A 22,891-nucleotide genomic window follows, 5' to 3' on the forward strand; every position below is an offset into this window, starting at 1 on the left:
GGGAAGGCGCCTGTGTGGCGATGCTTCCCCCGACTTGTGAGTTAGCCTTCCAGCGCTGTTTTCTGGATTTCAAACAACTGCTCAATTCCCTGCTTTGCCAGCGTCAGCATGCTGTCCAGTTCTGACTGTTCAAACGGCGCGCCTTCTGCCGTTCCCTGGATCTCGATGAAGCCACCCTTGTCGGTCATGATGACGTTCATGTCGGTTTCGGCTTCGGAGTCTTCCGGGTAGTCCAGGTCGACGACCGGCATTCCCTTGTAAACACCCACGGAAAGTGCCGCCACCATCTGCTTGAGTGGGGAGGTTTTCACGCGCTTTTCCGCCACCAGGTGGTTCAGGGCGTCCACCAGGGCCACGCAGCCGCCGGTGATCGCTGCGGTGCGGGTGCCGCCGTCGGCCTGGATGACGTCGCAGTCGACGGTGATGGTGTGTTCGCCCAGGGCTTCCAGGTCCACGGCGGCGCGCAGGGAGCGGCCAATCAGGCGCTGGATTTCGACGGTGCGTCCTCCCTGCTTGCCACGGGCGGCTTCCCGGCCCATGCGGCTGCCGGTGGAGCGGGGCAGCATGCCATATTCGGCGGTGATCCAGCCTTTGCCTTCACCGCGAAGGAAAGGCGGAACCTTGTTTTCGACGGAGGCGGTGCAGATCACTTTGGTGTCCCCGAATTCCACCAATACCGAGCCCTCGGCGTGGCGGGTGTAGTTCCGGGTGATTCGGACGTCTCTGGGTTGCTCGGGCGTTCTGCCGCTTGGTCGCATAGTGTGTCCTGTATCTGAATCTGAATGTCCGGACGTGGATCCGGGCGAGGGTCATGAAAGGACAGCGAGTATAACACGCTCACCGGATAACACAGGTGGACCGACCCTGCCTCTTTGGTCGGGTTCGCCGCAACTGTTAAGAGCCTGTTAAACTCCGGTGATCTGCCAAACATGATGATTGGAGCCGATATGATCCGGAGTATGACTGCTTTTGCCCGGAAGGATACCCGCGGTGACTGGGGTACCCTGACCTGTGAGATTCGCACCGTGAACCATCGTTACCTGGAGCCGTCGTTCCGGTTGCCGGAGGCGTTTCGGGAGCTGGAGAACCGGTTTCGGGAAGAGTTGCGCAAGGGGTTGAAGCGGGGGAAGGTGGATATCTCCATGCGGCTTCAGTCCGCCGAGAACACCGCACAAAGCTTCGAGATCAGTGACGAGATGGCAAAAGCGGTGAACAACGCTGCCAACCATATCAACCGGATGCTGGATAACCCGGCCCACATCAGCGCGCTCGACATTCTCCGCTGGCCCGGTGTGCTGTCGGTGCCGGAGCAGGACTACAGTGCGGCGAAGGACGCGGCGGCGGAGCTGTTTGCGGACGCAGTGGGCGAGCTGGTCACCGTTCGTGAGCGGGAAGGGGAGCGGCTGCGGCCCTTGTTCGAAGACCGCCTGGAAGCCATGGGCAAGCTGGTGGCCGATGTTCGCGCCCGGATGCCGGAATTGCTTGAGGCCCAGGAGCGTAATTTACGGGAACGGTTCGAGAAGGCCAGTGTCGAGCTCGATCCGGACCGGGTAGCCCAGGAAATGGTGATGCTGGCCCAGAAGAGCGATGTGGCCGAAGAGCTGGATCGCCTCGATGCCCATATCGGGGAGGTCTCCGATACCCTGAAACGGGACGACGCCATTGGCCGGCGCCTGGATTTCCTGATGCAGGAGCTGAATCGGGAGGCGAACACCCTGAGCAGCAAGAGCATCGATGCCGATGTCACCCGGGCAGCTGTCGACCTCAAGGTGCTGATCGAACAGATGCGGGAACAGGTGCAGAACATCGAATAACAGATGAGTTGAGGCGGAAACCCGGCCCCATGGACGATTTTCACTGGCATGCCCGCACTCTCAAGGAAGTCCTCGATCGGCTGGGTACCAGACTCCAGGGGCTTTCGTCATCGGAGGCCAGGCACCGGCTGAAGCAGAGCGGGTCCAATCGTATCGAGCGAAACGGTCGTCGGGCCTGGTACAGCATCCTTCTGCATCAGCTGGCAGACCCCATTGTCTATGTTCTGCTCGCAGCGGCGGTGCTTGCCATCCTGATTGGCAAGGTGGCAGACAGTTTTGTGGTTCTCGCCGTTGTTGTGCTCAACACCACCATCGGCTTCGTCCAGGAAATGCGCGCCACCCAGGCCATCGAGGCGTTGAGCCGGATGGTGCCGCAGAATGCCACGGTGCTGCGTGACGGTGACGCCAGGTCGGTTCCCGCCCACACGGTGGTGCCGGGGGATGTGCTGTTGTTGCAGGCTGGAGACCAGGTGGCAGCGGATGTCCGCCTGCTTGAGGTCAATGGGCTGCAGGTCGATGAGGCAGCACTGACCGGCGAGTCGCTTCCGGTGCTCAAGCAGGAAGAGCCGGTGCCAAGTGAGGCAGTCATTGGCGATCGCCATTCCATGGCTTTCGGTGGGACCCTGGTCACAGCCGGTACTGCGGACGGCGTGGTGGTTGCCACCGGCGCCAACAGCGAGCTTGGCCGGATTTCCAGGTTACTGAGTGAAACCGCGGAGCTGCAAACCCCGCTGACCCGTCGGCTCGCAAGCCTGGTCAGAGCCATTTCCCTGACGATCCTCGTGGTCGCTGTGCTTATCTTTCTTGTCGGGATGTGGCGGGATAATTCGCTGCTCGACAGTGCGCTGGCCGCAATCACGCTCGCCGTTGCCTCGATTCCCGAGGGGTTGCCCGCCGTTATCACCATCGCGTCGGCTATCGGTGTGCAGCGCATGGCGCGTCGCCGCGCCATTGTCCGCCACCTCCCCGCTGTAGAGACCCTCGGCAGTACCACCGTCATCTGCACTGACAAGACCGGGACCCTCACGCGCAATGAGATGACCGTCGAGGCGTTGTGGACGCCGGATCTGGAGGTCGAGGTGACCGGTATCGGGTACGCGCCCGAGGGCGAGCTGCTGACCGGAGGCCAGTCATTGTCCCCGCTGCCGGAGCGGGTTCACGACTTGCTGCTGGCGGGTTTGCTTTGCAACGACGCGGAGCTCGAGTGCAAACATGGTCGCTGGCGAATCGTCGGCGACCCCACCGAGGGGGCTCTGGTCGTCGCCGCCGGTAAGGCGGCGCTGGATGAAGACTCGATGCGGGCAGCGTTCCCCCGCAAGGACGAGATCCCGTTCAGTTCGGAGAGTCAGTTCATGGCGACCCTGCACGAATCCGGTGACGGGGGCGGGATGGTGTGTGTGAAGGGCGCACCGGAGGTGATCGCCGGGATGTGTGCGGTATTCGCCGGAGGCCGGCCCATGGCCGTGGAGCTTGTGCATGAAGCCGTGGAAGCGCTGGCTGAGCGGGGCATGCGTGTGCTGGCGGTTGCCATGGCCAAACCGTCGGCCGGCACTGTGGATCTGGCGTCCTCCGGCTGGCAGCAGGAGCTTTGTTTCCTGGGGCTGGTGGGCATGTCGGATCCGCCTCGCGATGAAGCCATTCATGCCGTCAGGGTCTGTCAGCAGGCCGGTGTTGTGGTCAAGATGGTCACTGGCGATCACGCGGAAACCGCCCGGGCAATCGGCCAGAGTATCGGTTTGCTGGAGGCAGGCGGCGGGGGCGCGCAGGTGGTGACGGGAGCCCAGATTGAGGCGGCAACCGATGCCGAGCTGCTGGACCTGATGCGCGCCACCAACGTTTTTGCCCGAGTGGCACCCGAGCACAAACTGCGACTGGTCAAGGCGCTTCAGGCCGGGGGGCAGGTTGTTGCCATGACCGGTGATGGTGTCAACGATGCGCCGGCACTGAAGCGGGCGGAGATCGGGGTGGCGATGGGAATCAACGGCACGGCCGTTGCCAGGGAGGCCAGCGACATTGTGCTGGCGGACGATAATTTTGCCTCCATCAGCGCCGCCGTAGAGGAAGGGCGACGGGTCTACGACAACCTCTCCAAGTCCCTCGCTTTCGTGCTGCCCACCAGTCTCGGGCAGGCAATGATTATCCTGATTGCGGTACTTCTCTTCCCCGTTACTGATGGCCATCTTCTGATGCCGATCGAACCGGTACAGATTCTTTGGGTGAACCTGGTCGTCGCTATTGCACTGGCGCTGCCGCTGGCCCTGGAGGCCCGGGAACCGGGTTTGATGAAGCGACCGCCGAGGCCGCCAAAGGAACCGCTGCTGAGCCGGTTCCTGGTGGTTCGCACCTTCCTGGTCGGTGCCCTGATGACCGGTGGGGCGGCCGGACTTTTCCTGCTGGAGTACACCGCCGATCTATCCGAAGGGGCTGCAGTCGAAGTGGCCCGGGGCAAGGCGCAGACCATGGCGGTCACGACCATTATCCTGTTCCAGATGCTGTACTTGCTGAACTGCCGCTCACTCACCCAGACGTTCTGGCGGGTTGGCCTGTTCAGTAACCTCTGGGTGTATCTCGGTATTGGAGTGACCCTGATGTTGCAGCTGGCTTTTGTCTATTTTGAGCCCCTCAATCACCTTTTTCATACCCGGCCGCTGGAGGCCGCTGACTGGTTGATGTCAGCGGGTGTGGCATTTGCGGGATTTGTGGTTATCCTGCTGGAGAAATGGCTTTGGCGTCAGAATGACAGCGGGGAGCAGGTTGAAAATGGGGTCAGATGAAGGTGTTCATCTGACCCCCGGGGCTTGGGTCTGGCTCCGCGGCGGAGGGCTGAATCGGGGTCTGATGAACGCTTTCATCTGACCCCGTCTTGAATATTCTCCTGCATTCGCCGACCCTGCGGCTTTCACGTATAATCACCCGCCTTCCAGCCCCAGGGGCGAGCAACACATCGACGTTCGGGAGTTTTCAATCATGAGTCAGGCCGGGGAGCAGGGTACCCTGTTTGTGATTTCCGCCCCCTCGGGTGCGGGCAAGACCAGCCTTGTGGCGGAAATGCTCAGGAATGATGAGAATCTCGGTGTGTCTATTTCCCACACCACCCGGCCCATGCGAGAGGGTGAGCGGGACGGGGTGAACTACCATTTCGTCAGTCGTGACGAGTTCGAGGCCATGATTGCCCGGGGGGATTTTCTCGAGCATGCCGATGTTTTCGGCAATTATTATGGCACCTCCCAGGTCTGGGTCCGGGAGACTCTGGCCCGGGGCGAGGACGTTATTCTTGAAATCGACTGGCAGGGCGCAGAGCAGGTGCGTCGGCTGATTCCGGAATGCGTCAGTATTTTCATTGTCCCTCCCTCAGCGGAGGCGTTGCGGGACCGCCTGACCGGGCGCGGTACCGACGCCCCGGAAGTCGTCGAACGCCGGCTCAAGGAAGCCACCGAAGAATGCTCCCACGCCCTGGAGTTTGATTACCTGGTGGTGAATGACGACTTCCAGGTGGCGCTGGCGGACCTGCTTGCAATCGTCCGGGCCCAGCGCCTGCGTATGCAGGTCCAGCAGGTCAGGCATGGTGGGCTGCTGGCGGGGCTGTCCGGCCGGGGCTGATACGGGGTTTTCCTGTATACAAATTGAGCCGGTCGCAGTAAACTACGCGGTCTGCTGAAACAGTCATTTTTATTTTTCGGGGAAGTTATGGCACGAGTTACCGTTGAAGATTGTCTGGAAAACGTTGATAACCGCTTCCAGCTGGTGATGCTGGCTACCAAGCGTGCCCGCCAGATTGCGACCAAGGGCTTTGAGCCGATGGTTCCTGAAGAAAACGATAAGCCGACGGTACTTGCACTGCGGGAAATTGCCGAGGGCAAGGTGACCCGGGATCTTCTGAAAGAAGAAGACGAGGATTGATCACTGCGCAGGATATTTACCTATACGCAAGTGAGAACCATTGAAATCTGTCCCCGCGGTTTTATAGTGTAGCTATAGAACGTTGCTGGAAGGATCAGGAAGGACCCGGATGCGTGCATTCGGGTTTTTTTGTCCCTGAAGTTTGGAAAGAGTGTGGAGGCGCGGTGTCGGCAGAGCCTACGGTTGAAGGTCTGGCCCAGGAGCTCAGTACCTATCTGGATACCAATCGCATCAATCAGGTGCGACGGGCCTACTATTACGCCGAACAGGCTCACGAAGGGCAAATGCGCAAAAGCGGGGACCGCTACATCACCCACCCCCTGGCGGTGGCGCGCATTCTTGCCGAGTTGAAGCTCGACCATCAGAGTCTGATGGCAGCAATGCTCCACGACGTTATCGAGGACACCGGTATCCCCAAGGATGCCCTGGCCGAGCAGTTCGGCGAGGATGTTGCGGAGCTGGTGGATGGCGTCTCCAAACTGACCCAGATCGAATTCCGTTCCAGGGCGGAAGCCCAGGCAGAGAACTTCCAGAAAATGACCCTGGCCATGGCCAGAGACATTCGTGTGATTCTGGTTAAGCTGGCGGACCGGCTTCACAACATGCGCACCCTCGGGCCCATGCCCTACGAGAAACGCCAGCGCATTGCCACCGAAACCCTCGACATCTATGCCCCGATTGCCAATCGCCTGGGGATGCATTCCCTCTGTACCGAGCTTGAGGATCTGGGCTTCTCGTCCCTGTATCCCATGCGGGCCAAATATATCTCCAAGGCGGTCAACAAGCTGCGCGGCAGTCACCGGGAAATCATTGAGGAAATTCGAGGCAAACTCCAGGAAAAGCTGGAGGAGCGCGGGCTGCCGGGCCGCATCCTCGGGCGCGAGAAGCACTTGAACAGCATCTACAACAAGATGAAGTTCAAACAGAAATCCTTCCATGAAATCATGGATGTGTACGCCTTCCGCATCATCACCGACACCGAGGACGACTGTTACCGCATTCTCGGCGCCGTGCACAGTCTCTACAAGCCGCTCCCCGGCCGGTTCAAGGACTACATCGCCATGCCCAAGGCCAATGGCTACCAGTCTTTGCATACCACCCTGTTCGGCATGCATGTGAACATCGAGATCCAGATCCGCACCGAGGAGATGGAACACATTGCGAACAACGGCATTGCCGCCCACTGGATGTACAAGAACGAGCCCTCCAACGTCACCAGCGTGAATCAGGCCCGGGTGGACCGCTGGGTGAAGGGGCTGATGGAAATGCGTGAGCGCGCGGATGATTCCCTCGAATTCATCGAGCACGTGAAGGTGGACCTGTTCCCCGACGAAATCTATGTGTTCACGCCCAAAGGCCGGATCATGGAATTGCCCAGTGGCGCCACGCCGGTGGATTTTGCCTACGCCATCCACACCGACATCGGCAACGCGGCGGTGGCGTGCCGGATCAACCGCAATCTCGCCTCCCTGAGCCAGCCCCTGCAAAGCGGGCAGACGGTAGAGATCATCACCGCCCCCGGGGCACGACCAAACCCGGCCTGGCTCAGCTTTGTCGTTACCGGCAAGGCGCGGAGCAGCATTCGCCATGTCCTGAAGACCCAGAAACGGGCGGAGTCCCTGGAGCTTGGCCGTACCCTGTTGAAGAAATCGCTCAAGGGCTTCGGCACCCGGCTCTCCGAGATCAGCGATGGCCAGAAGCAGATCGTCGTCAACCACAATCAGGTGAACAGCTTTGACGACCTGATCAGTGATATCGGCCTGGGTAACCGTATGGCCTACCTGGTGGCGCGGCAGCTGGTCACCGGTGCCCCGGGTGAGGAGCCCCCGGTCGTTCAGGCCGAGCGACCGACCGAGCGTAGCCCGGTTACCATACGGGGTACCGAGGGGCTGCTGGTGAAGTTCGCCAGTTGCTGCAAGCCGATTCCGGGTGACCCGGTGGTCGGCGTGATGGACTCCGGCAATGGCATGGTGATCCACTCTGACACCTGCTCCCGCCTTCCCGAGGACGACGAGGGCAGGGCCCGCCTGACCCATCTCAAGTGGGCCAAGGACATCAACGACGAATTCTCGGTTGAACTCCGGGTGGAGCTGGAACGTCAGCGGGGTGTTATCGCGGAGCTGGCCAATGCGGTGGCGATGGCCGATGGCAACATCGAGCGCATCAGTGTCGAGGACCAGAATGCCAAGTTCGGTATTGTCAGTCTGGTCGTGCACGTTAATGGCCGGAAACACCTCGCTCGTGTGATGCGCCGGATCCGCAACATCCGGGCTGTTACCCACATCAACCGGGTTCGCCACTGACGTCGACCAAAGGCCGGTTGACAGTTGCCGCTGTGAGCGGCGAGCATTGGCGTTTTGGAAGAGAGGAATTCTGAGATCATGACCAACAAATCCGTAATCCAGACCGAAAATGCCCCCCAGGCGATCGGCACCTATTCCCAGGCGGTCAAGGCCGGGGATACCGTCTACCTTTCCGGTCAGATTCCGCTGGATCCGGAAACCATGGAAGTGGTTCCGGGGGATTTCTCCGCCAAGACCCGCCGGGTGTTCGAGAACCTGAAGGCCGTCTGTGAAGCCGCCGGTGGTGAATTGAAGGATATCGTCAAACTCAACATCTACATGACCGATCTGGCCAACTTTGCGACCGTCAACGAGATCATGGCAACCTACTTCCAGGAGCCGTACCCGGCCCGTGCCGCCGTTGGTGTCGCGGCACTGCCGAAGGGTGTGCCCATCGAGATGGAAGCGGTAATGGTGCTCAGCTAAGGCTGTCGATCATCTCCCGGTATCCCGCCCGGAAGTCGGGGTACCGGAAGGTAAATCCGCTCTCCAGCAATCTTCTGTTACTGCATCGCTTGCTTCCGGCCCGGCCCCCCTTTCGCGCATCCGCCTGCGGCGCTTCGCACGGAATCTGCTCCCGAACCCATTCGACGACCTCATCCAGCCTCACCGGCTCGCAATCACTGGCAATATACACAGGCTCAAGCGTCTCTCCCGCCACGGCCCGTTCGATCAGATGTATGACCACCCGGGCGGCGTCTACTTCATGGATCCGATTGCTGTACGGAGCGGGTGCTTGGGGGTTCATCCGTCCCTCCAGAACCTCCTCGAGGAAGCGTTGACGGGAAGGCCCGTAGATCCCGCTGAAGCGAACAATGGTGGCCGGATGGATACTGCCGAGCGCAGCCTGTTCGCCGGCGATGATCTGCTGCCCGCTGAAGCGCGCCGGAGCCGTCTCGCTGCTTTCGTCCACCCAGCCGTCATCGTCCTGGGCGTAGACACTGGTGCTACTGATGAAGATCAGACGTTTCAGAGGGCGATCTCCGATGGTATCGAGCAGGTTCGTCAGTCCGGTCACATAGGCATCGCGGTAGCCGTCATTGTCATAACGGGAGGGCGTGAGGCAGTAGATGACAAAGTCCAGGTGGGTCGGAAGTGCGCCCCGCAGCGTTTCCGGGCGGGTCAGGTCCGCGCTGATGCCTGTTACCCCCTCCGGCACTCTGCTTGCGTTCCGGCGCAGGCCGAACACCTCGGCATGTTCCAGTAGGCCACTGGCAATACTGCCCCCGAGTTTCCCACAGCCGGCGACGAGGATCCGTGGCCGATGCCCGTTTTCAGTGATTGCCATAGACAATTTCAATCCTTATGCTTTACCTAATAAATAAGTGAAACTTCGACCCGTACCTATCTGACCGGAGCTCACCATGACTCTAACCGAGTTACGATACGTCGTTACCCTTGCCCGCGAAAGGCATTTTGGCCGGGCAGCCGAGCGATGTCATGTCAGCCAGCCGACACTGAGTGTCGCAGTAAAAAAGCTGGAGGATGAACTGGGGATTCCTCTGTTCGAGCGGAGCAAAAGCAGTATCCGGGTGACAGAGACCGGTCAGCGTATCATCGAGCAGGCCCAGCGGGTTCTGGATCAGGTAAATGTGATCAAGGACATGGCCCAGGACGGCAAGAATCAACTTAACTCACCCCTGAAAGTCGGTGCCATCTATACCATTGGCCCCTACCTGTTTCCGCACCTGTTGCCGGAGTTGCGCCGTGCGGCGCCGGACATGCCGTTGTACATCGAGGAGAACTACACCTCCAATCTGCGTCAGAAGCTGCGCCAGTCCGAACTTGACGCGATCATCATCGCTCTGCCTTTCGAAGAGCCGGAGGTTTTGACGCTGCCGCTCTATGACGAGCCCTTTGTGGTGCTGCTCCCGGCGGGTCATCCGCTGGCCAGAAAGGAGCAGCTCACCGCGGAGGAGTTGGCAAAGGAACAGCTCTTGCTGCTCGGGCCGGGACACTGTTTTCGCGATCAGGTGCTGGAGTCCTGTCCGCCCATGGTCGAGGCAATTACCAAGCGGGTGGATAACGGATCGCCCTCGTTGGTGACGGAAGGCAGTTCCCTGGAAACCATCCGCCACATGGTCGCCTCTGGACTCGGCGTTACCGTTTTGCCGCTCTCCGCCGCCACGGCCATGCAGTATCACGAGGACATTCTCGCGGTCCGCCCGTTTGCGCCTCCGGTCCCCTTCAGGACGGTGGCGCTGGCCTGGAGGGTCACCTTCCCGCGGCCCAAGGCAATTGATGTGCTGTCCCTTGCGGCCAGCCAGTGCCGAGTCGTGGAGAAAGCAAGAACGGATAACCCGGCCGTCGCCGAATCTGCCTGAGCCCTATATGACGTCACTGGACGACATTCCTGTTACTCAGCTCAAGGGCGTTGGAAGCGCCTTGGCGGGGAAGCTCGCCAAGCTTGGTATCGAGTCCCTGCAGGACCTGCTGTTTCACCTGCCCCACCGGTATGAGGATCGGACCCGGGTCATCCCCATGGGAAATTTGCGCATCGGCGATGTGGCGGTGGTGGAAGGTGAAGTGGTGAAAGCGGACCTGGTCATGGGGCGGCGCCGAAGCCTGCAGGTAACGCTCAGGGACAGCAGTGGTTTCCTGGTCATGCGTTTTTTCCACTTCAACGCGGCCCAGAAGAACCAGCTTTCGGAGGGAGCGCGGGTGCGCTGCTTCGGGGAGGTCAGGCCCGGTCGGGCCGGTTATGAGTTCTATCATCCGGAATATCAGGTGAATCCACCGCCGATGCCGCCGGAGGGGCAGGCAACCCTGACGCCGGTTTATCCGCTTACGGAGGGCATCCAGCAGCCCAGGGTCCGGAACCTTTGCCAGCAGGCGTTGATGTACCTTGACCGGTTTCCGATCCGGGACTGGCTGCCGCCCGCCTTGCTGGCGGACTACCAGTTGCCGGGTATTACCGAGGCTGTGAGGCTGGTCCATGCACCACCGGCAAACGCCCCTGTCCATCTGCTGATGGAGGGCAAACATCCGGCACAGCAGCGCCTGGTAATGGAAGAGTTACTGGCGCATCAGCTCAGTCTTCTGCAGGTACGCGAACAGATCCAGACCCGGGAAGCACTGCCGCTACTGCCGACCGGCGAGCTCGCCAACCGTTTTCTCGACAGCCTTCCGTTTGTTCTGACCGGCGCCCAGAAACATGTCATGAGCGATATCCGTCAGGACCTGAGTCAGCCGATACCGATGTTGCGACTGGTTCAGGGGGATGTAGGCTCCGGCAAAACGATCGTGGCGGCCCTGGCGGCGCTGCAAGCGATCGCCGCTGGCGCCCAGGTTGCGATGATGGCACCGACGGAGATCCTGGCAGAACAGCATTACCAGAATTTCCGGAACTGGCTGGAGCCCCTGGGTATCCGGCTGGCGTGGTTGTCCGGCAAGGTCAAGGGCAAGGCGAGACAGGAAGCTCTCGACGCGGTGAGCTCCGGTGATGCTGCCGTAGTGATTGGTACCCATGCATTGTTTCAGGAGGATGTCCGGTTTGACCGGTTGGCGCTGGTGATCGTCGATGAGCAGCACCGGTTTGGCGTTCATCAAAGGCTGGCCCTGCGCGAGAAGGGGGTAGGAGGTTCGCTTGCCCCGCATCAACTGATCATGACTGCAACCCCGATTCCCCGCACCCTGGCAATGAGTGCCTATGCTGACCTTGATACGTCGGTGATCGACGAGCTGCCGCCCGGACGCAAACCTATTGAAACTATTGTGATTTCCGACAGTCGGCGCGATGATGTGATTGAGCGGGTGCGTAGTGCGTGCCGGGATGGTCGCCAGGCGTACTGGGTCTGCACGCTGATCGAGGAATCCGAAGCGCTGCAATGTCAGGCTGCGGAAGTGACCGCCCGGGAGCTCGCCGAGCGGCTCCCGGGGTTGCAGATCGGGCTTGTTCACGGTCGACTGAAAGCTCAGGAGAAAGCGGATGTCATGGAGCGTTTCAAGGCCGGTGAATTGGACTTGCTGGTAGCGACGACGGTCATTGAAGTGGGGGTGGATGTGCCCAATGCTTCACTCATTATCATCGAGAACCCGGAACGGTTGGGTCTGGCACAGCTCCATCAATTGCGGGGCCGGGTCGGGCGGGGTGAGCAGGCCAGTTTTTGTGTGTTGCTTTACCATCCGCCGCTCTCATCCAACGGCAAGGCGCGGCTCCAGGCACTCCGGGACAGCCAGGATGGTTTTGTGATTGCCGAAAAAGATCTGGAAATCCGTGGCCCCGGTGAAGTCCTGGGCACCCGCCAAACGGGCATGATGCAATTCCGGCTTGCGGATTTTGAAAGGGACAAGGGCTGGATTGAACCGGTCAGGGAAATGGCGCCTTCGCTGATGAAGCAGCCTGACGTTGTCAATGGACTGATTCGCCGCTGGCTGGGCGAGCGCATACGCTATGGCGACGTCTGAACCAGGGAGATCTTTATGGAACTACCCCTCGCGGTGCGGCAGGCTCTTGGAGATTCTGCCCAACGCGTGTCACTGACGACGCTCAGTCAGGCCGATTCGCTGTCGGCATTGCGGATGTCGTTGCTCAGTGATGAACAGGGAAGCCTGCAGGTCATCTGTCGCAAACATGACCTGATCGACCTCGAGCAGCTCAATCAGCAGCTGGGTCGTGATTTCCGGCTGATGGAACTATCTGAGCAGCGGCGCATTGTCGCACGGACCGGGCTGTCCGATCTGCCGCCGCTACCTTCGCTGACGGATCTGCCCACGGTAGTGGATTTCCGGGTCCGGGATCTGGATACGGTTGTGCTGGAACTGGGCGATGACAAACTCGCGGTGTTGATGACAGCCAGTGATTTCCGGTCTCTGACCGAGGCGGCCTGGCACTGTTCCTTCGCAGTGGATCCCGCTACGATTCCGGCGTTCGGCAAAAGGACGTCCGGCGGCACCGAGCAATTTCATTCCAGCATCAAGAAATTCACCGCCCTGAGAATCCGGCAACGTCTGGAGGATACTCTCGAGTTACCCCCGATGCCGGAAACGGCGCAGCGAATTGTTCATCTGAGAGTGGATCCCAACGCTGTTATGGGGGACCTGGTGGATGTTGTCGAGAGTGATCCCAGTCTCGCAGCCCAGGTGGTAAGTTGGGCTTCTTCTTCCTTTTATGGCGCGGCTGGCCATGTACGGTCGGTACACGATGCCGTTTCCCGGGTTCTGGGCTTTGATCTGGTCATGAACCTGGCCATGGGCCTGTCCATGGGGCGGGGGCTGAAGCAATCCAACGAGGGCCCCGAGAGCTATACAGGATATTGGCAACGGGCGCTCTGGCTGGCGCAGTCAGCCGGTATCCTGGCGAGTATGATGCCGCGGGGAACACGACCAACCTTCGGCCTGGCCTATCTGGCCGGCCTGCTGCACAACTTTGGCGAGCTGGCCCTTGCCCAGATCTTCCCGCCCCACCACAGGCTGGTAACCCGGGCGCAGGAAGTGAACCCGCACTTTGAACCGTCGGTCATCGAGTATTACCTGCTGGGCATCAGCCGGGACGATATCGCCGCCCGGTTGATGGAGAGCTGGGGGATGCCGGAGGAGGTCATCCAGGCAATCCGACATCAGAATGACCCTCTCTGCCAGGGGCCGCACGAGGTGTATCCAAAGTTGCTCTGGCTTGGGCAGCAGCATCTTGCAGCCTGCGGAATAACAGGAAGAGCCGCAGAGGATGTACCCGAGGCATTCTACGAGGCGCTGGGCCTGGACCCGGAGCGGGTCAGGAGACAGTTCGAAGAGTTGGCGAAAGGCAAAGACAGCATTCTCGCGATGACCGGAAATGCCGATACACCGCCGACCAGCCTCTGACCATCGAAAAAAGCCGGCCCAAGGGCCGGCAAGCTCACCCGCTTTTGCAGAGTCGTCCTAACTTATCAGGAGAAAACAACGTAGGGTGTTACCGCCGCAGATTTTGGCACCACCCTGTTTTCAATTTAGATCAGGAAGACAAAAAGAAAAGTCAATAGGTCGGGAAATGAAAGGTATGAGTCGTGCGTCAGTTTTACCGGGTTGTCGAACCCATTGATTTCGCTTGGTAAAACTGGGGATATCCCAAGATGACAATTACAAACTGTTACAAAAAGGAGGTCGGACCAGTTCGACTATTCTCCAGTCATTCGAACTGGTGATGGCGGATGGCGGTCGCCGCCCGACGGATTTCGTCGGCGTAGGCCTTTTCGACTTCGAAGCGTTCCCTGTCCATTTTCTCGACGAACCGGGTGTCAGTCGCCTGTCTTGCACGATGTGTCGGCATGTGCTCGAGCTTCTCATGGACCGTCAGGAAGACCCGGAAAGGAGCCTCTTCCAGCAGGTCCGGAGCCACATGATCCAGCAATCCCTTGATCCGAAGACAGGCCTCGGAGTATTCGATCTGGTCCTCTTCAACGGCCATGGCGATAACACGGATACTGCTAATCATGTCTTTACGTCGTTTCGCCTGAAACTCCCGGGCTTTTTGCTGGCGCCGGCGGCCCTCGGAGAGAGTTTTCGTCTGCTTCCGTATGAACCAGAGCAGGCAGGCTATGGCAATCAGGCCGGTAATGATCAGCGTCCACTGTAGCCACAGGGGCATGATGTCTCCTTAGGTGATCAGGCGGATCGGCGTTGCTTTCCGGATCGCCAGACTTTGACAGTAACTGTCTGACCATTCAATACGGAAGTTCCCGACAACTGGTCTATCTGATGATCCTCCAGCACGTCATTGATCGACGCGCCGGCATGCGCACTTGCGACCGAGAGGCCGGTGCCTTGACGGTTGTGCCCCCAGCCGTGGGGGATCGAGACGACACCCGGCATGATGTCCGGGGTCACCTCCACCGGCAGTACAATGGTCTGTCCGGCTCCCCGGACTTCGGCAGATTCTCCGGCTTGAAGGCCGAGACGTTTGGCATCGTCGGGGTGGAGCATCAATGTGCAGCGCTCCTTGCCTTTGACCAGCCGGCGACTGTTGTGCATCCAGGAGTTATTGCTGCGTACGTGTCGGCGGCCGATCAGCGACAACTGGCTGTCCGGCGTTGAGGCCAGATGTTTGTGAAGGCGGCCGAGATCCTGCAGATAGCGCCGGGGCGCAAGGTGAATCAGCCCGTCCCGGGTAAACAGCCGGTCCGGCAGCGATGGTTGCAGTGGGCCCAGGTCCACCCCATGGGGATTGTCCCTGAGTGCCGACAGGGATAATCCCTTGGGCAGGGCGTTCCACTGCCGGTTTACCGGGCTCAGCTGCGCCAGACCCCGAAGCGGATGGCGCTCGGGCAGGATATCCAGAACCAGATCGACCGCGGGCTGGAGAAACTTCCTGGCCGGCCCGGTGTCAGCGCCATAGGGGCCTGAGCGCAGTAACAGATCCAGGATTGGATCGGGGCCGATCTGCTTGAAAGCGCGCCAGCCCAGCTCGGATCGCAGCGGTAGCCGGCCCCCCTTGCGTTGCTGTTCCAGACGGTGGGCGAGCTCGAGAAGGATCTGCCAGTCGTGGCGGGTATCATCCTGCGGCTCAAAAAGGGCTTCACTGTATTTGGCGTAGTTGCGTACCGCGAACATGCTGAAAATCAGGTCGTAATGGCTTCGCTCCAGGGCAGCAGTGGGTGGCAGGATGACATCCGCATGGCGGGTGGTCTCGTTCAGGTAGTAGTCCACCGACACCATGAAATCAAGACTCTCGAACGCCTCCTCCAGGCGGCGGCCGTTGGGGCTGGACAGGGCCGGGTTACCGGCAACGGTCACAAAGGCGCGGATCTGGCCGTCGCCCGGAGTAAGAATTTCGTCAGCCATGGTGCTGGCGGGATATTCACCGGCAAACTCGGGTAGGTTCCGGACCCGACTTCGACGCTTGTCGAAATGGCCGTTCTGACCGCTCATGGCGCCCAGTGCCACCAGGTCAATGGCCGGCTGCGTAAACAGTACCCCGCCCACCGAGTCGAGTTTGCCGGTCAGGATGTTCAGACAATAGGTCAGCCAGGTGGCAATGCCGCCAAACGCCTGGGTGCTGGTGCCCATCCTGGAATACAGCGCAGCCTTGCGGGTGCCGGCCAGCTGCCGGGCCAGGTCCCGGATTACCTCGGGCTCCATACCGGTGTGGGCGCTTACCGCTTCCGGTGTGTAAGGAACTGCTGCCAGTTGCAGCAGTTCAAGGTCCTTGACCAGGCGCTCTGCCGGCCCGGGATCGACCAGGTTTTCCTCGAACAGGGTGTTCACCATGGCCATCAGCAACAGCGCGTCGTTACCCGGTCGGATAAAGTGAAACTCATCGGCCAGTTTGGCGGTTTCGGTGCGCCGGGGGTCGATCACCACCAGTTTGCCGCCCTTTTGTTTGAGGCTCTTCAGACGGCCCCGTACATCCGGTACGGTCATCAGACTGCCGTTCGAGGCCATGGGGTTGGCGCCGATGCAGATAAACAGGTCGGTGTTGTCGATATCCGGAATGGGGAACAGGATCTGGTGTCCGAACATTTCCAGGCTGGCCAGCATGTGGGGCAACTGGTCATTGGATGTGGCGGAAAACCGGTTCTGACTGCCGATGGCGCGCAGGAATGGCATGGTCGCGACCAGTGAACCGTGATTGTGGACGTTGGGGTTGCCCAGGTAGACCCCGATACTGTTGCGGCCGTGCTCCTTCCGCGTCTGGTGCAGGCGCCGGGCCACCAGGTCAAAAGCCTCCTCCCAGCCGATTTTCTGCCAGCCATCGGCCGTCTTCCGGATGGGCTGGCGTAGCCGCTCCGGGTCCTCATGCAGATCCTGCAGTGCAACGGCTTTCGGACAGATATGCCCCTGGCTGAGGGGATCATTGTCATCACCCTTGATGGCGGCAATGCGGCCGTCCTTGACCTCGATGGCAACGCCGCACATGGCCTCGCAGAGATGGCAGGTGCGGAAATGGGTGCCGTTTTCCATGGGATCCCCCGGGATTGTTATTGTGTCAGCAGGTTTCGTTGTGCAACCAGATTATCAGGTTTGGTGGGGGAGGGGAAAAGTCAGGAGGGGACAACTCCATAAAAAAGGCCAGTCCGGAGACTGGCCCAAGCGGAGACAGAACATGCCTGACTAATACTTCTTGGGGATCTCCTTTATGGGGTTGGAGATGAAGTTCAGATAAATGCCACCCACGGGGATTTGCAGGGGGATGTCGGCTACACCTCCGCCGCCAATTTGAACATTAATGGGTGCCACAGCGGTGTTCCGTTGCTCGATCTGCATGCGGCCGTCGTCGAAGAAGGTGATCGGACCGTCCAGAATGAGCTGAATCGGGTAGCTGTAGAGGTTGTGCTCTGCAATTCCCTCAAGGGGCGCCAGATTGGGTGCATCCAGCGTCAGATTGGCAACGGTGCTGAAGTAGGGTCGCCCGTCGCTACCCTCGGAGATCAGGCCTTCAACCAATCCCAATGGGTTGTCTTCGGTTGGCTCGCCGTAGGTCATGCGGATGATCTGAGGGCCCGTGGGCTCCTCTATTTCTGCCAGTGCAAGGAAATCTGCATCTGCCTTCAAGAATACGCTCGCGGATGAGGCGACCAACATGGTCGGGTAGAGCAGCACCCGCACACCGATGTTGTTGCCGGCTTCATCGAACGCCGGGCCGACGACTTCCGTATCGAGACCGTAGGTCTGATAGATGAATTTGTTGTCCGGACAATCGGCCCCGGTGGTTGAGCATCCGACCCGAGCGTCGGCGCCGCCACCAAGTAACCTTGCTCGCTGGTTGACTACGCCAAGTTTGCCGGCATTGGCAGAGGGCAGGAAACCCCCGTCGCCATCCGGTTCGTGAGCGAAAGGCTCCAGGCAGTTCGTGCTGCCGGGTGCATCGCAGTCGATGACATAGTTGGAATTCGTATCCCGGATAGGCAGGTTACGCAGTGGCGTAAAGACGCTGGATTGCTCGTCCTGACCGGTGAAGTAAATGGTCAGGTTCGGCCCCCCTACATCGGTCGGGTCAACCAGAACATCGGTCTGTAGGGGCAGATTCTCTTCCGAGCAGACGTAATCTCCGGTGCCGCAATCGCCGTTTGCAGCTGATTTCAGGGTGTAGCGGTAGGTTGCGCCAACCTCCCAGGCAGCATCCGGGAAAAAGCGGACCCGTTGATTGCTCTTGTTCAGCCGGCCACTGATGACCTGCTCGCTGCCAACTGCGCCTGGAGCAGCGGGGTCGGAGATTTTTTCAACCACAAATGTGTTGGAATTGATGGTTGAAAGATCCATCGATTGCGAGAATTGCACCACAATCGGCCGGTCTTCCGGCAGGGTAGTAACCGGTAGCTGATCACGTACCGTATCCGCTGGCGCTGCGTCCACGCAGGTTCCATGACTGCCGTTCGGGAGGTCAAGATTCTCTGTCACGCATGGGTAGCCGGGGTAAGTGGTTAGAGCTATGGGAGAGGCAAATGGTGCCTCAGAACCATCTTTTATTGCCGGAAGGGCAAAGTTCAATGACTGTGACGCAGCGCTATTGCCGGCGAGATCAGTCAAAGAGGTGCTTATCGCCAGGGTGTAATCAACACCATGCTTCAGGCCGCCCTGGGGGTTGATTGCTACGGTTGTGCCGTCAAGCCGGGTTTCTACGGGCACGGTATTCGCGTTGCCTGCGTAGAGGGTGAATGCACTCTCGAGACTGTCTCCGTCGAGAGGTTCATCAAAATTCAGCACTATCGGATCTCCCGGGCGCTGCATCTGATCACGATCACCCGGAATGGCTGAATCCGGCCCGGGCATCCAGCTGACCAGAGTCGGACCGGTGCTGTCAGGCTCCCACAGCCCTTCGGCGTCCAGTGCCGAGTCGGTGTCAGTCGCCGCTTCGATACGGAAGGCAATGGTCGAGTCGGTAAACTCCTGGCCAAGCAGGTTCGGCTCTACAACACCGATGGCATCAATTGTCAGCACACCATCCTCAACCACTGCAATACCGCTGAGCTCCACGCCGAGCAGGTTCTGGGACAGGGACGCGTTCGGCTGTGCCTCTTCGGTGTTCATGGCCACGTCCATAAAAAGTTTTACATGGCGCGGCGCGTTGAGGTCATCGGTATAGGGATTGGGCAACAGGTAACCGCTGGCGTCCGAGAGCATGGTGACCTTGATGTTGCCGGTCTGCTGAATCACCCCGGTTTCCGGGTTGATGATCGGCACAGTACCGTTGATCTTTACGTCCAGGCTGCTGCTGTTCAACACGCTGGTGCGTGGAACCCGCAGGGGCAGTGGCTCGTCGGCTTCAAACGCGGGTGCGTAGGCAAGCTCGGCGAAGAGGCCTCCTGTCTGCTGGGAGGGTCCGGCGGTGCCCTGCAGCACTGAGTTCAGTGTGACGCCATTGATGATCTGACCGTTCAGCCTGGAGGTCTGGGGTTCTTGTCCTTCGAGCAGTCCCGAATCAATGACTTCCTGGAACAGCACGACTGTGGGACCGGTCTCCCGGACGGTGAAGCTCTTGTCAAAGTCCAGCGTGGTGCCCGGACTGGTCAGACTCGGGAGCCCGGAAATGCGCAGTGTGTAGGTTGCCCCGGCCATGAGTTCGTCGGCCTTGGTGCCGCATTGCGCCGGCTCGTCGGTGAGGCAGGGATCGACAGTGATCCGGCGCTGGTCAACAAGGATTTTGGCCGGTACTTCGTTGCCGCTACTGTCTTCGAGTCGGATGCTGCCCCCCATTTTCTCCCACTCGGGGTGGATCGGCTGGGTAAGAACAAGCCGGAAACTGGAGAAGTCCATTGGCTGCAATTCGCCGTCAGGGGAGGGAGTCATCTCCGACACGGTGAAATTCGCAGCCAGGTTGTCCTCACTGGCAATGCCGGTGAAGCCTGCCCGCGTGCTGAACTGAATGCCCTCCGGGCCCTCGGCATTTGGCGTGGCGACAGGGTTCGCGTTGGCGACGGTGAGAGCTTCGGCGAAGGAGATCGAATACTCGGTGCCCGTCGCCAGCTTGCTGGCGGGTGATAGCTTGAGGCTGCGTCCGCCGTCCACTTTGGTCACAGTGAAGTCGACGTTGCCTGAGTCACCCTCGATCAGGATTTTGTTCCGGATGTCCGCTTCTGCATCGGCGATCGCATGGGAGAAGCGAATCACAATGTCCGACTTTGGGCTGATTCCGGTCTGGCCGTCGGCGGGATAGGAGTAGACGACCGAGCCGGAGGGAACATCCGCTTTCATCGATTGCTCCTCACCCCCACAGGCAGCGAGCAAAATGGCGGGGACGAGTGCCAGGGTCTTGTTGTACTTCATGGCTGTACCTCTCCTCAGAACTTCAGGGTGATGGAGCCGCTGACCACGTGGACATCGCCATCGGCTTTCACGTCAGTCTCGTTGCCGTCGTAATCCACCAGAGTGAAATCACGCTCCTGCAGCTGTTGATACTGGTAGCCCAGGTCGAGCCGGACCGGGTAGGCCAGCAGGCGGGTGCGGTCGTAGGTGGCGCTGACGCCGAGGCCGATGACGATCTTGTCGGTGTCGAGGTAGTTGATTTCGGGGTTGCGGGTGGATTTGAGTGGGGACTCCTCATAGGCCACCCCGCCGCGGAGGGCGAAGTTCTTGTTGAGCTGGTATTCGCCACCGATACGCGGAATCAGGATATCGTCGAACTCGATCCGGCTGGCCGGGGCCACCGAGCCCTGGTCCTTGATGCTGTCGGCAGCAAACTCGTCTTCCAGCTCGGACCAGTTTTGCTGCTCGATGCTGCCGCCAATCCGCCAGTTTTCACCCTGGTACTGGGTACCAATGCCGAAGGTTTCCGGCTGGAAGGAATCGATGGTGGAGACCGCCAGGCTCAGGCCCGGCTCCGGAATGGTCTGGGTGACGATGATGTTGGAATCAATGGAGGTCGAGGCTGACGACTTGGTCCGGTAGATGAGAGCAGACTCCCAGCCATCCAGAAAGCACCCACCGTCAGGGCAGAAGGTGCTGCCGAGATCAATGTTGGTACCGAGGATGGTTTTCAGTGAAGGCTCGGCATTGACAGAAAGGCGTTCACGGCTGGTCTCACCGCCCAGGGTGGATACGGCATCCAGGTTTGCGGTTGCATCCAGAGTGACACGAACTGAGGCCCCTGCAGAAATGCCTCGCCAGATCTGCGTGGCACCGCCGATATTCAGGAACAGCGGTTCCTTGCCATACTGCAGGAACTGGCCGGTCTCAGTGGTCTCGGAGCTGAATGCAAGCATTTCCTTACCGTACTTCTCGACGCCGGCAATAAAGCCGAGGTAGATCGGGTGATCGAAACGAGTGAGAGAGCCAAGGTTGGTCTTCATGCCGATCAGTACGTGTTGGCTGGGCGAGTTGGAGAGCACGTCACCGTCGGCATTCGGATTGGCGGAGCGCAATTCCTGTTCGGCGTGAAGAATGCCTGCGGTCAGTTCTCCACGGGTATCCTTGGTCAGGTAGGCCGGATTGTAATAGGTGGCAGAGACCTGATCGTTGAACATGGACAGGGACTGGGCGGTGGCAACGTCAACCGGCATTACACCGTAGGTGGTGCCGAGGTTGCCCATGCTGGCACTGGCTGACAGTGAAACGCCGGCGGATACCGCAGCGACTGCAAGGGACAGGGCCCGTACTGAAAACCGGGAGGTGGTTACCATTGATACACTCCATCATTTCGTTGTTTTTGTCCGTGCGCCTGTGGTTCCTGGGGGCGCCACGCTGGTTCAGGGTTGCAGTGTATGTGGCTTGTCTTTTCGGGACTTTGGCTTTTTTGACACAGATCAGTGTCTGTAGAACCACGTATGTTAGGCGTCAGGTCCAAAAATAACCGGAATACATGGCGTTATCAGGTTCAGGCCTGTTTGTTTTTGTAGTCGGATGTTTCCGGGAAGGAATGAAAAAGGCTCCTCGGGGAGGAGCCTTGGTAGGAGTGTAAAGAAAGTCGACTCTTTTTATCCGGCTTTTCTCTTCCGGCGAGCCAGTCCAAGCCCAACGAGGCCGAGGCCAAGCAATGCGATGGTGCCCGGTTCAGCAACCGTTACCGGTTCCTTGGCATACAGGTTTACATGGGACAGACCACCGCCTGTCTCCTTGTCGACGCTGGAGCCGAAGAAGAAAGCCCATTCTCCGGAGCTGACGAGAGCCTGCAGGGAGAATACGAACCACTCATCCGGGGTGTTGCCGGTCCCGAACTTGAACCCGATGGCTGCATCGGAATAGTCGTTCCAGAAATCCGAGTCGAAACTCCAGGTTCCGTAATAACTTCCATCCTGGCTGTAGGTCAGGTTGTAGGGGTTGGGTGCCTCGTCTGATTTCTCGATCAGTTCGTAGTCGCTTCCAACGCCTGTGAGAAACGGGTCGTTGGTCGCATTCCCGGTAAGGTTACCCACACCCGAATCCAGGCAGGCAGCCGCCTGGCTGTCGTCCATTATCATATGATTCAGCGTGTCGTCTGGACTGCATTGGATTGGAGCGCCGAGAGCGCTGCCGCTGAGTAGCAGGCCTGCTGCCAGACCTCCGATCGCCGTGACTTTATGGTGCATTTTCATGATTGGTTACTCCCTAAGCTTTCCTTGCGTGTTGCCATCAGTGGAAAGCAGGTTTCAGACCAAGATCCGTAACTGCTGCTTAATTAGATGCTTAAGCACAGTCTGCAGGACGTGGGGAAGGGTACCTGTAAAGAAGCTTGACGCCGCGGTTGCGTTGAATTCGGGAGTGGGGAGTAATGGTGGGCCCAGCTGGACTCGAACCAGCGACCAAGGGATTATGAGGGCCTTGAGCCAGCTTTTATAGCTACACATAAAACCACAATAAACGTTAAATCAATTCGTTACGTGGAGCTTGCCCCACAGTGCACCGCATGACATCACAGAGATGTCGACACTTTGTTGACACTGCTTGGCTTTACTGGCTTTCGCAGGTTCGGTAGTCTAGAAACATAATGTATGGCTGCTTGTCATG

15 protein-coding genes and 1 pseudogene are annotated in these 22,891 nt (G+C 59.5%); 9 read left to right on the forward strand and 7 right to left on the reverse strand.

Annotation, left to right across the window (positions count from 1 at the left end; genetic code table 11):
* Window positions 1-41: 41 nt before the first annotated feature.
* Window positions 42-758 carry a ribonuclease PH gene (rph, locus tag MD273_RS14035; protein WP_239038400.1) on the reverse strand — a complete coding sequence of 239 codons (717 nt, stop codon included), beginning with the start codon at window positions 756-758 and terminating at the stop codon, window positions 42-44.
* A gap of 189 nt (window positions 759-947) precedes the next feature.
* Between rph and MD273_RS14040 the strand changes: the two genes are divergently transcribed.
* From MD273_RS14040 to ridA, 6 genes are all read left to right on the forward strand, one after another.
* Window positions 948-1,814 (forward strand): YicC/YloC family endoribonuclease, encoded by an 867-nt coding sequence (locus MD273_RS14040; RefSeq protein ID WP_239038401.1) that lies wholly within the window; start codon window positions 948-950, stop codon window positions 1,812-1,814.
* 29 nt (window positions 1,815-1,843) lie between these two features.
* Window positions 1,844-4,588 carry a cation-translocating P-type ATPase gene (locus tag MD273_RS14045; protein WP_239038402.1) on the forward strand — a complete coding sequence of 915 codons (2,745 nt, stop codon included), beginning with the start codon at window positions 1,844-1,846 and terminating at the stop codon, window positions 4,586-4,588.
* 193 nt (window positions 4,589-4,781) lie between these two features.
* Window positions 4,782-5,414 carry a guanylate kinase gene (gmk, locus tag MD273_RS14050; RefSeq protein ID WP_239038403.1) on the forward strand — a complete coding sequence of 211 codons (633 nt, stop codon included), beginning with the start codon at window positions 4,782-4,784 and terminating at the stop codon, window positions 5,412-5,414.
* Between the two features lie 87 nt (window positions 5,415-5,501).
* Window positions 5,502-5,714, forward strand: coding sequence for a DNA-directed RNA polymerase subunit omega (gene rpoZ, locus MD273_RS14055; protein WP_239038404.1), 213 nt, complete (start codon window positions 5,502-5,504; stop codon window positions 5,712-5,714).
* A gap of 164 nt (window positions 5,715-5,878) precedes the next feature.
* Window positions 5,879-8,017: a RelA/SpoT family protein gene (locus MD273_RS14060; protein WP_239038405.1), complete on the forward strand. Its 2,139-nt coding sequence runs from the start codon at window positions 5,879-5,881 to the stop codon at window positions 8,015-8,017.
* A gap of 78 nt (window positions 8,018-8,095) precedes the next feature.
* Window positions 8,096-8,482: a deaminase RidA gene (gene ridA, locus MD273_RS14065; protein ID WP_239038406.1), complete on the forward strand. Its 387-nt coding sequence runs from the start codon at window positions 8,096-8,098 to the stop codon at window positions 8,480-8,482.
* On the opposite strand, the gene MD273_RS14070 is transcribed toward ridA, so the two are convergent.
* A complete protein-coding gene (locus tag MD273_RS14070; RefSeq protein WP_239038407.1) occupies window positions 8,475-9,344 on the reverse strand; it encodes an NAD-dependent epimerase/dehydratase family protein in 870 nt (289 codons plus the stop codon). The two genes, ridA and MD273_RS14070, sit on opposite strands and share 8 nt — an antisense overlap.
* Window positions 9,345-9,420: 76 nt before the next feature.
* Between MD273_RS14070 and MD273_RS14075 the strand changes: the two genes are divergently transcribed.
* From MD273_RS14075 to MD273_RS14085, 3 genes are read left to right on the forward strand one after another with little or no spacing between them, the layout of a single operon-like run.
* Window positions 9,421-10,380 carry a hydrogen peroxide-inducible genes activator gene (locus MD273_RS14075; RefSeq protein WP_239038408.1) on the forward strand — a complete coding sequence of 320 codons (960 nt, stop codon included), beginning with the start codon at window positions 9,421-9,423 and terminating at the stop codon, window positions 10,378-10,380.
* 7 nt (window positions 10,381-10,387) lie between these two features.
* On the forward strand, window positions 10,388-12,463 hold the full coding sequence (gene recG, locus MD273_RS14080; protein WP_239038409.1) for an ATP-dependent DNA helicase RecG: 2,076 nt from the start codon (window positions 10,388-10,390) through the stop codon (window positions 12,461-12,463).
* A gap of 15 nt (window positions 12,464-12,478) precedes the next feature.
* Entirely contained in the window at window positions 12,479-13,858 is a 1,380-nt protein-coding gene (locus MD273_RS14085; RefSeq protein ID WP_239038410.1) for an aminoacyl-tRNA deacylase and HDOD domain-containing protein, read from the forward strand.
* Between the two features lie 304 nt (window positions 13,859-14,162).
* On the opposite strand, the gene MD273_RS14090 is transcribed toward MD273_RS14085, so the two are convergent.
* The 5 genes and pseudogenes from MD273_RS14090 to MD273_RS19210 all read right to left on the reverse strand — a co-directional run.
* The gene (locus tag MD273_RS14090; protein WP_239038411.1) at window positions 14,163-14,621 is read right to left on the reverse strand and encodes a DUF2489 domain-containing protein; all 459 of its coding nucleotides are present in this window, start codon (window positions 14,619-14,621) and stop codon (window positions 14,163-14,165) included.
* 17 nt (window positions 14,622-14,638) lie between these two features.
* On the reverse strand, window positions 14,639-16,933 hold the full coding sequence (locus tag MD273_RS14095) for a molybdopterin-dependent oxidoreductase (RefSeq protein ID WP_239038412.1): 2,295 nt from the start codon (window positions 16,931-16,933) through the stop codon (window positions 14,639-14,641).
* A 150-nt stretch (window positions 16,934-17,083) separates the two neighbouring features.
* Window positions 17,084-20,236, reverse strand: a complete 3,153-nt coding sequence (locus MD273_RS14100; protein WP_239038413.1) for an Ig-like domain-containing domain — start codon at window positions 20,234-20,236, stop codon at window positions 17,084-17,086.
* 14 nt (window positions 20,237-20,250) lie between these two features.
* A complete protein-coding gene (aupA, locus tag MD273_RS14105) occupies window positions 20,251-21,588 on the reverse strand; it encodes an alkane uptake protein AupA (protein WP_239038414.1) in 1,338 nt (445 codons plus the stop codon).
* A 294-nt stretch (window positions 21,589-21,882) separates the two neighbouring features.
* Window positions 21,883-21,996, reverse strand: a pseudogene (locus tag MD273_RS19210) (PEP-CTERM sorting domain-containing protein); the annotation flags it as partial.
* Between the last annotated feature and the right edge of the window lie 895 nt (window positions 21,997-22,891).

Origin of the sequence: Marinobacter sp. C7 (genome assembly GCF_022343555.1) — a bacterium.
Classification (GTDB): Bacteria; Pseudomonadota; Gammaproteobacteria; order Pseudomonadales; family Oleiphilaceae; genus Marinobacter.